Annotated in this window: 9 protein-coding genes; all 9 read right to left on the bottom strand. The window is 53.2% G+C overall.

The genetic code is table 11. The features are described 5' to 3' along the window. Nucleotides 1-214: 214 nt before the first annotated feature. Entirely contained in the window at nucleotides 215-2,023 is a 1,809-nt protein-coding gene (locus NP590_RS19830) for an ABC transporter ATP-binding protein (protein ID WP_256604472.1), read from the bottom strand. Nucleotides 2,024-3,089: 1,066 nt separating this feature from the next. Beyond that, nucleotides 3,090-3,944: an SDR family oxidoreductase gene (locus NP590_RS19825; RefSeq protein WP_256604471.1), complete on the bottom strand. Its 855-nt coding sequence runs from the start codon at nucleotides 3,942-3,944 to the stop codon at nucleotides 3,090-3,092. A gap of 34 nt (nucleotides 3,945-3,978) precedes the next feature. Continuing rightward, nucleotides 3,979-4,854, bottom strand: coding sequence for a sulfite exporter TauE/SafE family protein (locus NP590_RS19820; RefSeq protein ID WP_256604470.1), 876 nt, complete (start codon nucleotides 4,852-4,854; stop codon nucleotides 3,979-3,981). Further along, nucleotides 4,855-7,302, bottom strand: coding sequence for a heavy metal translocating P-type ATPase (locus NP590_RS19815; RefSeq protein ID WP_256604469.1), 2,448 nt, complete (start codon nucleotides 7,300-7,302; stop codon nucleotides 4,855-4,857). Between the two features lie 59 nt (nucleotides 7,303-7,361). Beyond that, nucleotides 7,362-7,976 carry a hypothetical protein gene (locus NP590_RS19810; protein ID WP_256604468.1) on the bottom strand — a complete coding sequence of 205 codons (615 nt, stop codon included), beginning with the start codon at nucleotides 7,974-7,976 and terminating at the stop codon, nucleotides 7,362-7,364. 120 nt (nucleotides 7,977-8,096) lie between these two features. Further along, nucleotides 8,097-8,381, bottom strand: a complete 285-nt coding sequence (locus tag NP590_RS19805; protein ID WP_256604467.1) for a hypothetical protein — start codon at nucleotides 8,379-8,381, stop codon at nucleotides 8,097-8,099. Nucleotides 8,382-8,407: 26 nt separating this feature from the next. Next, nucleotides 8,408-8,587 carry a heavy metal translocating P-type ATPase metal-binding domain-containing protein gene (locus NP590_RS19800; RefSeq protein WP_256604466.1) on the bottom strand — a complete coding sequence of 60 codons (180 nt, stop codon included), beginning with the start codon at nucleotides 8,585-8,587 and terminating at the stop codon, nucleotides 8,408-8,410. A 145-nt stretch (nucleotides 8,588-8,732) separates the two neighbouring features. Further along, on the bottom strand, nucleotides 8,733-8,972 hold the full coding sequence (locus NP590_RS19795; RefSeq protein ID WP_256604465.1) for a hypothetical protein: 240 nt from the start codon (nucleotides 8,970-8,972) through the stop codon (nucleotides 8,733-8,735). A 364-nt stretch (nucleotides 8,973-9,336) separates the two neighbouring features. Next, the gene (locus tag NP590_RS19790) at nucleotides 9,337-10,197 is read right to left on the bottom strand and encodes a transposase (RefSeq protein ID WP_256604464.1); all 861 of its coding nucleotides are present in this window, start codon (nucleotides 10,195-10,197) and stop codon (nucleotides 9,337-9,339) included. Nucleotides 10,198-10,701: the final 504 nt, after the last annotated feature.

Genomic DNA, 10,701 nt, shown 5'->3' with positions numbered 1-10,701 from the left:
ACAGTCGCGATCCGCAAGGCCATCATCGCGACTGTGCGTCGCTCCCACGAGACTGCCTTTCATTTGCCGGGGCGGTGCAGCTGTTTCATGAGCGTTAGGTTGATCTATCCACAAATACAGACCACACGGATACGCTCGCCCTCGGCGCCACTGCCGGGCTTGTGGCGGTAGAAGTCCAGGCCTTGTCCAATTAGTACTCGACTTACTCGTCAGCCTAAATCTGCCGGTCCGGTAAAAATCCACCCGCCTGCATGCTCCATAAGCGGAAATAAAAGCCTTTTTGGGCCAGCAATGCGTCGTGATTACCGTCCTCGACTATTCGGCCTTTGTCGAACACCAAAATCCTATCCAAGTGGGCGATGGTCGATAGCCGATGGGCGACGGCAATCACGGTTTTCACACCCATCACCCGGTCCAGATTTTCCTGTATGGTTTTTTCCGTCAGCGAGTCCAGGCTGGAGGTCGCTTCGTCCAGGATCAAAATCGGCGCATCTTTTAACAACACCCGGGCAATGGCGATGCGCTGGCGCTGGCCGCCGGACAATTTGACGCCGCGCTCGCCGACCATGGCGTCATAGCCATCCGGCATATCGGCGATGAAGGCATCGGCATGCGCCAGACGGGTGGCTTCCAGTATGTCCTCATCGCTGGCCCGCAAGCGGCCGTAGGCAATATTCTCCCGTAAGCTGCGGTGAAACAGGCTGGGCTCCTGTGGGATCAAACTGACCTGCCGATGCAGGGAGTCCTGGGTGGTTTGCAGTATGTCCTGGCCGTCGATCAAAATCTGTCCGGAAAGCGGCTCGTAATTGCGCAAAATCAGGCTGACAAAGGTCGACTTACCGGAACCGGAAAATCCCACCAGCCCTACCCGCTGTCCGGGCTCTATCGTGACACTGAGGTTTTCGAACACCGGCCTGTCCGCCCGGTAGCCGAAGCAAACCTTGCGAAACTCGATCCGCCCGGCCGAGACCTGTAAAGGTTGCGCGTCCGGCCTGTCGATAATTTCATGCGGTTTGACGATGATCTCCACGCCGTTCGCCACGTTGCCGACGTATTCGAAAAACTCCAGAAACCGCCGGGTCAGGTTGCGGGCATCGCCTATGATCAACAATGCCAGACCGGTGCTCATGGCAAAATCGCCGACACCGATTTCGCCGTCATTCCAGAGCCGCAAAGCATAAACTATGGTGCCTATTTTCAGCGTTGCGGCGGCGATAAACTGAAACCAGCGCACCCGTTCCATATACCAAAAGGTACGGCGACCCTCGCGCAACTCCTCTTCCAGCACGCCTTCCAGATATTCGCGCTCGTAAGCCAGGCGGGCGAACAACTTGACATTCAACATATTGGTCACGGTATCGACGATCTTGCCGTTCACCTGACTGCGAACCGCCGCGTAGTTCTGCGCGTATGGCTGGCAGCGGGTCGCCAACCAATAGGAACTGAGCACATAGAAAAGCACCCAAACGGCCACGAAGCCGCCCAAACCGCTATGCGCCTGAAACAACAAGGCGATAGAGACCGTAAAGGTGATGGTGATGGGCCAAAAGTCGAACAGCACCGACCAAGTGGTATGGTTGACGCTCATCGCGGTTTCGCTGATCCGGTGCGCCAGACCGCCGGCAAAATGATCGGCAAAATAACGCGGAGAATGTTGCTGCAAATAGGCGTACAGCAATTGGCTGCTGCGTTGCCGCAAGCGCGGACCGGTAATGACCAGCAAGGCGCCGCTGGCGCGGCTGAACAATATCTCCGCCACATTCAAACCGACCAGCAACAACAAGGGTTGCTCAAAAGTGTCCCACAAGTTAGCGCCGGCGGGCTGGGCCGCCACGGAGTCCATCAGGCCCTTGATGGCGTAGGGCACCAGAATTCCACCGGCCGCCTGTCCGGCTTCCATTACCATCATCAATAAAATCATGCCGCGAAATTGCCGTAAACAATAGAGGATAAAACCCACGGTATGCGGAGGTAGCGCGGGTGCGGCGGCGGCCCGCTGAAAGCCGGCGTTTTTTGCATGCATAGATATCAAAGACCTTAAGTTTCCCAAAAACTCATGAACCCCTTGCGTAATGCTACTTTGTTAGAGTCACGCAACGCCGGCATGCCCGCCGGGATACCCAAAGAGCACAAGAGCGGGCATCCAGTGCCATGGAAGGCAAGTTTCGATCCATCAGTGGAGCCCGGATTTCGGCAATCCCCGCCGAAATGACAGGCACGTCCGAGAATCGTTCAACCTAACGATCATGAAACTGGTGTATCAGCCCGGCAACTGAAAGACAGTCACGTAGGAGCGACGCACAGTCGTGATGATGACCTTACGAATCGCGGCTGTGCGTCGCTCCCACCACGACTTTCAGAGTAACGTTCATGAAGGCCGGGCGATCGCCCCGGCAAATGAAAGTAGTGCAGCTGGGCACGGTTCCTCGCCGGACAGGACGCCGTAAATTCGTCCAAGTAGGCTCGACGGCAGCATCCTTGCTGCCGACGCCTGTCCAACAAGCAACCGTACCCGCTCGATTTTTTACTTTCAGAGTAAAAACGCAGTTGAGCCTACGGAAAGTCATGGTCGGGTTTTCATGCGCGAGGGCGAAATGTGTCTTCATAACCGTCACTTTCAGAGCAAGACGCTACAGTTTTCAACAAAAATTGTCAATCTCTTAAAAGTTACCCACATTTTCTGTGCATAACCTTGTCGACAACTTGCGGAAATATCATTTTTTATATTTAAAGACAATAATTTAGTTACATGAATCACATTCAGTCATCGCCCGATAACACCGAAAAAAGCTCCGCTTGCACAGTCCTCTCAAACTTGAACAAGTGCGTCCGGCGGCTACCGTTATCCACAAAATCTGTGGATAATACTGTAGACAAGCTGCCGATTAATATATTTTATTTATTAATATCAATTACTTGTATTGGTTTGACCGAAATTTGTCCAGTTTGTAACATGCGTTTGCGCCGGCCACCGGCATTTTAAGTTATCCATACAAAATATCGATAAAATCAAAATTATCCACATATTGTGTGCATAACTTTGTAGATAACTTGATTTTTTGGCTTATTTACCGCTTTGTATCAATAACTTAACTTGGTTTGTACAGATTTTCGACAGGCGGGCGGACATAGCCGTCCCGATAGCTCGGGAAGCGGAATTCATAGCCCAAGGCAGTCAAGCGTGCGTTGCCGCAACGCTTGTTTTGCTCGGCTTCGGTGGCCAAATCCAAGGCGGTAGGAACGGGAAAGGCGTATTGCCGGGCTATCCAGTTCATCACATCCCAAATCGGCGCCGGCTCGTTGTCGCTGGCCAGATAACAGGCGTGTAACTGTTTGCCTTGCAACAGTTTTTCAACCAGAAACGACAGCACGCCGACGCAGTCGTCGCTATGGATCCGGTTTGTGTAGGCGGGCGGATTTCGTTGAATGGCTTCGCCTTGCGCGGCCCGACGCAACAGCCAGTTCCGGCCCGGTCCGTAAATACCGGAAAAACGCACCACGCAATGCGAGGCATCCGCGGACCACAATTGCTGTTCGGCAGCCACCAGGCATTGGGCGGTGAGCGATAGCGGCCGGGTCGGACTGTTCTCGTCCACCCATTCGCCGCGATTCTGGCCGTAGACGCTGCTGGACGACACCATCAACCATCTCGGCTTGGCCTCCGCCAAATGCGCCAACAACTGGCTCAGCCCGGACTCGTACAACGCCCGATAAGCGTCGATTTGACGGCTGCCGGGAGAAACAATGAACAGCACCAGTTCGAAATCGGTCGGTATGCAGTGCAGACTGCCGGCTCGGGAGATATCGGCGGCAACGACGGGAAATGGCGCCGGCATCGACAACGTCCGCCGCTTGACACCGATCACACTATGACCGAGTTCGTGCAAGGCCAGAGCCACGCGGTAGCCGATATCGCCGCAACCGACGACCAGAATCTTCGCCATTAGCCTGTGTCGGTTAAATTCATTCCCCATCCAATCACATCGCCTGAATGACGTTGATCATGCCGGCGATGAAATCCAGGATTTCACCGATAAAGACGTCAAAAGCATCCAGTTTGGCTTTGATCATCAGTAAAAACGTGCTGTGCCGAAAATCTTCGTCCAGATAAAAACTCAGGCCTTTATGGATGGTGTTCAAGCCCATGAAAATCATGATCAGGGCCGCCGCCTTCAGCATCAGGCCGCGCAACTTGGCGCTCATCTTGCCGAAGGCCACGCTGATAAACAGCATCATCGGCAAGGTACCGGCGCCGAACGCCAGCATCAGGGCGCCTCCTTCCGCCAGACTGGTGGCGCTGGTGGCTTTTACCGCCATGGCGAATGTCAAGGGGCATGGCATCAACCCATTCAAAAGTCCGGCTATCATGGCCCCCAGGACCGGCCCTTTCCGGCTGGCGGTGGCAAAACCCTTACGCAAGGCCTGCAGAGGGATCAGGCGCACCGAACCTTGAAACGGTATCCAGCCTAAAATCCCCAGGGCCAGAAATATCACCACGCTGCCTATCAGCATTTGCAGCACGCTCTGCAATTTACCGAACAGCCCGCTGGAAACCAGTACCACGCCCAATGCGGCGGCCAGCACACCCACCACGGTGTAAACACTGATACGGGAAAACTGGTAGGCAAAATAAGGCAGGTAGCTTTTATTTTTGCCCGCCTTCATAAAATAACCCGATACCAACGCGCCGCACATGCCCAGGCAATGCCCGCTGCCCAAAAAACCCGCTACAAACGCCAGCGAATAATCGAATCCGCTGGCGGCGGCAATCTCCGCCATGCCGTGCATGGCGTGATCGCCATGCACGGCCGCAAGGTGCGCGGAATGATCCATGCCTTCCATCGAGTGTTCCATTTATTTGTTCAGTCTTAATGAATTGACGATGACCGATACCGAACTCAGGGCCATGGCCGCCGAGGCAATCATCGGATTGAGTTTTCCCAAGGCGGCTACAGGAATCGCAATGGTGTTATATCCAAAGGCCCAAAACAGGTTTTGCTTGATGACCCGGATCGTGAAGGCGCTGAGTTCTATGGTTTCAGTGACCTTGGAAATATCGCCGCGCACCAGCGTCAAGTCGGCCGACTCCATGGCCACATCGGTGCCGCCGCCGATGGCAAAGCCCACATTGGCGGCCGCCAGCGCCGGCGCATCGTTGATGCCGTCGCCTATCATGCCGACCAGAAAGCCGTCGGTTTGCAACTGCTGGATGATCTGCAATTTTTCTTCCGGTTTGGCGTTGGCAACCACATCGGCTATCCCTACCCGGTCGGCTATGTAATAAGCGGTTTTTTCGGTATCGCCGGTCACCATCAGGGTTTTGATGCCCAGTTCATGCAAGCGGGCAATCGATGCCGCCGCTTCCGGGCGCGGATTGTCGGAAATCGCGAAAATCGCCGCCGCCCGCTCGTCAATCGCCATGAAAACCGGCGTTTTTCCCTGCGCGGCCACCCTGTCCGCGGCTTGATCCAGACCGGAAATATCTATCTTCTGGCTAATCAACCACTGCCGGTTGCCCAACAGCAGTTTGCAAGCATCCACCTCGGCGCGAATCCCGCGCCCGGTTTCGCTGTAAAAATAACTGCATTCCAACAGGTCAATGGACTTTTCACGGGCAAATCCGACGATGGCCTTGCCCAGAAAATGCTCGGAGCCAAATTCCGCCGAGGCCGCCAGGGTTATCAGCTTGAGCTCGTCGAATGTCGACAGATTGAATATTTCGCTGAGCCTGGGCTTACCTTCGGTAATGGTGCCGGTTTTATCGAATACGATGGCACTGAGCTTGCTCGCCACTTCCAGGCTTTCGCCATTACGGATATAGACGCCTTTTTTGGCGGCTTGACCGGTACCGACCATGATGGCGGCCGGAGTGGCCAGCCCCAGCGCACAGGGGCAGGCAATCAGCAGCACGGTAATCGCATTGCCGAAGGCGATAGAGAACGGCGCCCCCACCAACAGCCAGCCCGCCAGCGTTCCGGCGGAAACCGCCATCACCGACGGCACGAACACGGCCGAAATCTTGTCCACCTGTTTTTGAATCGGCAGCTTGGCGGCCTGGGCCTGATCGACCATGTGCACGATACCGGCCAACACCGTATCCATGCCCACGGCGGAAACTTCGACATGCAACACGCCGTTGCCGTTGACGCAACCGCCTATCACGGCATTGCCGACGACCTTGACCACCGGCATGCTTTCGCCGGTCACCATGGATTCGTCCACTGTCGATAAACCGAAAATCACTTTACCGTCGGTCGGAATCCGCTCGCCGGGCCTTACCAACATCACATCGCCGAGTTGCACATCATCGACATTCAGGACGATTTCCCGGCCATCGCGTAACAACGTGGCGGTATGCGGTTGCAAATCCACCAAGCGGCGGATGGCTTCGCCGGCCTTGCCCTTGGCGCGCTCTTCCAGAAACCGGCCCAATAAAACAAAGGTAATGATTGCCGCCGCCGCTTCGAAATATACATGCCCACGCCGGCGAAACAGCGCCGGCACACTGTAGCCATATGCCGAGCCGACCCCCAGCGCGATCAAGGTATCCATATTGGCCGCCCGCTGTCTGGCCAAGCGATAGGCCTTAACGAAAAACTGGCTGCCGGTGCCGAATACCACTTGCGTGGTCAGCAAAAACTGCAGCCAATGCATCCAGCGCGATGTTTTCATTGCCATCGCCACGCCGACCACGGGTACGGTCAAAAGCCCTGCCCAAGCAAATCGACGCCGGGCCGCGTCAATCCGCTGCCGCTCCTTTTCGATGAGCTGCCTTCTTTGCGATAAGGTGTCCACCAACAGCGCGCTATAACCCAGCTTTTCTATTTGCGCCACCACGTCGTTTTTACTGAGTTGACCTTGCACGCTGACGGTTTGAGTGGCGAAATTGACGCTGGCGGATTTAACCCGCTCGTCGCGGTTCAACACCATTTCAATCAACAAGGCGCAGGACGCGCAACTCATGCCCTCCACGGCCAGATCGATGTCCTGCACCGGCCCCTCGAAACGCTTTTTGCGGTCCTTTTTCAGGTTCGGTTTTTTTTGAGCGATGTTGCCCAGAACTGCATCCAGCAAAATCAGCAGATTTTTTTTCGGCAACCGGTCGCCGTCAAACTCGATGGTTACCGAACCGATACCGAATACCGATTTGACGGCGCTGATTTCCGGTCGTTTCTTCAGCAGAATTTCAAAGATGTAACCGCGCTCCGGGTCGTTTTTCAATACCGGGGTCAGAATGCGGATACGGTTTTTCAGTTGGTGCCGAAGTTGAAAGTTTTTGAAGGCGGGCGTAGCGGAATCCATGGTTTCCTCTGAACGGTGACGGGCGGGCCGATTCGCGTGCGGCGAACCGGCCCGGCAAGCTATTTGGGTTTACGCGAGCGAACCAGCAGGAAGAACAAATAAAAAGTCGCCATCCACTCGTAACGATGCACCAAGGGCTTCACCAACCATTGAGTGGTGATGCGCGTCCAATGCACCTTAATCAAGTACAGAATCAGAATATCGTTCAAAAAATCGATGACGGCTTTTTCCGGATCCTTGAACAAGGCCTTGGGGCCTTGACTGCTCAATTTGCCAATCACCTTGGCGGCCTGGGCGGTTTCCTTGGCGGCGACGATTTTTTCATCCAGCCAGCGGTTGATCCGGCTGTTTTTTAACTTATGCTTCAGACCGAAGCGGGACTTTTTGGCGGCTTCGGCAACAGCTTGGGGCGCAAACCAGCCCTGCTGCTCCAATACCGTCAGCTCGGCGGCCATTTGGCGGGCCAGATCGATAAATCGGCAAAGATTCTCGTCGTAGCGGATCGATAATTTGCCGGAACGGCGAAACAGATCCACCGACGACACGCCGGCAATCGCGGAGATTTTATCGGTGAGCAGCTTTGCGACTTCCACCCGCGCGGCGCGCGGCGGAATCTGAAAGCGGACATGGCCTTCTCCCCGGTAACGCACTACAAATTCTTTTTGAATAGCCATACTTAACAGAAAGCAAAAACAAAACGGGCGAACCCGGCAAGCAGGTACGCCCGTTTCAAATTAAACGTCAGCCGGTTTATGTCTCAACCGGTTCGATTAGTTCATTACCCAGGCGTCGGATTATTTATCCTCTTTTGCCTCGGCAACGATGTCTTCCAGATTTTCCTTTTGGTGCAGAACAAAATCCTTGCCCGCATCTATGGTTTTGCTTGCGCTGGCGATAATGTCTTTTCTGTATTTATATACAAAAAATCCGGCTACCATACCCAGACCGAAAACCAATAATGGGTGTTTGGCAGCTTTACTCATAAGTTTTCCCCCTGTGTTGACTGTTGCAGTCGCCAAAGTGCCCGCCATTACCTGCTTGCCCATGGACATACTTTTGGAATCGTGATTGTGTGCCATCGCTTAAATATCCTTTAGCGCTAGATTCAGTGGTTGTTTGTAATGTCGGGGGCTTCGGACAGGATTTGATCTTCATGCAACATCTGATAAATACCCTTGCATCCTTCGCAGCAAAATTCTTTGTCGCCGTCTTGGGTTTTCAATTCAAAACCTTCTACTTCGACATCCAGTCCGCAAAGATCGCATTGCTTTTGTTTATCACTCATTGTTGATATCGACCAAACTTAACAGAAAACCCCGGATAGTACGCAGATCATTATAGCGTCCCATCCAGGCAAAACAACCTCGAACGCCGACAAAGCGGCTGGCGGCAACACAGACGAGCCATTTTATCGAGGGTGAATTCTATAATCAGCGTAACAAGCGTTGCTGATCGACCACTACCGGCTTGACTGCGGTCGCGCGATTGGACGCCTTCATCAAGGCAATCCTCAAAGCCCCGGTCAGACTGGCGCTCAAACCCAGGCGCATTGCCAAGGCCGGCACCAAAATCATCGAGGTCAACGCCAAACCCGCCCCCAACAACAAGGCGCCGGTATTGATTTGTTCAGCGGTTGCCGCGTAATTTGCAGTCATTAATTCTTGGGCCATTTATTTACCTCGGGGGCGAATTTTATACACTCAGAATTAAGAGCAGAATGGATGCCAAAAACCAATGCATTGAAATCATTGAATTACTCCCTCGCCCTCCTTCAATAACCCACAAAAAACGCGGCATATCACAGCAATACATCAGTTAAATAACATAGTTTAATTATGGCGGGTAAAACCCTCCGCCTCAATCGAATCCAGCCGCGAAATGTGCCGCCGTAATTTTGATATACGCTTAACGTTTTATTTTTCGAGAACCTGCTTTCGTGCGCTTACTGCAAAAACTACTGCGTAAACCAAGCGTTGCCCCCGGCATCGTTGCCTTGAGTTTTTTTCCGCACGGTTTTGCGCTTGCGGTGACCCGTTACCCAAAAATGGGGTCAGGTCTTGCAATTTTTTTAACCGCCCTACTGACTGTCGAATAATGCACGCCAAAGGCATTCGCAATTTGCTGCATCGTATAATCGCCGGTCTCATAAGCCTTTCTTATTCCCTCTTTGGTATCGGGGATAGTTGCAACATAGTCGCTTAGCGGCCTGCCCAATGGTCTTCGTTGTACTTTGGGGATTTCTTTCAGATCTTGTGATTCGGCGTTAAATTGCTTTTGCAGCTTTTCCACGAACGGCTTATCGCCCAGGAAAATCTGATGTCTAAGCCCTTCCCAAACAGGCGGCAATCCGACGCCCGCCCGAACAAAGTCTCGATAGCGTTCAATCGCTTGCGCTCTATTCGAACTAAACTGCCGCAATAACCAAACAACTTGCAAGCATTCCAACGGCGGAGCTTGAGCAACCATCGCCCGATAACTACTCCAAGGCCAATCCGCCGCATCATTCACCATCAGCGCTCTTACCGGATTCAATACCACGTAACGGGACAACTCGAGCAAATAGCTGTCTTTTTCAACCAAGATAGCTTTATAGCGCCCTTGATACACATGGCCGACGCGCTGATGCCGACGGTTGAACGTTTGTGTGTAAACGCCATTCAACTGGCGCATACCCTTGGATAAACTGCCTTCTACCGTCTCGACAACTACATGGTAATGATTGCTCATCAAACAATAGGCGTGGCAAACCCAATTAAACCGGGCACAAACATCACTGAACAATTCGAGCCAATTTAATCGGTCCTTATCATCAAGGTATATCGCGTTCCGCGCATTCCCCCGCGACGTCACGTGATATAACCCGCCCGCTAATTCTAATCTGAGTGGTCTAGCCATGGCTGTTAGGATAGGCCATATTTGCTTGATTGCAAGACCTGACCCCGAAACCTCCCTATAAACGAGTTCAACAGATTGCGGAGGCAAGTAACTCAAAAGTGATGACATTCAACAGGTCAGACCGGTGCTTTTAAATCCCGTTCTGCACACAGGTTCTTAGAAACCGTTAGGGTGATAGTGGAAAAAGCGCGCGGATAGATTTATCAGGGTCCGAAGGTCAATCAAGCACCTTCACCAAGAGACCGAATATATGGCGGCAATCTCGATCTCTGTTGGAATCATTATTTTTGGCAATCTTGACTTGCAATTGGGGAGGAGTCCATATATGTGCCGACGTAAGGAGGCGCATCTGTCGCGACCGTTGCGCCTCGCATAGCTCGGCACAACCTATGCAGTCTGCTGCGCACCTTATCGCGTTAACAAGGAAGATTTGATTTGACGGGTAAGACCGTAAGACTTACGGCCTTACCGCTCCGAATCCGCCTTACGGCCTTGACTATCTAA

This window comes from Methylomonas subterranea (genome assembly GCF_024505185.1).
Taxonomy (GTDB): domain Bacteria; phylum Pseudomonadota; class Gammaproteobacteria; order Methylococcales; family Methylomonadaceae; genus Methylomonas; species Methylomonas subterranea.
Note: the sequence above shows the minus strand (reverse complement) of the source record. Positions and strands in the feature narration are given on the sequence as shown.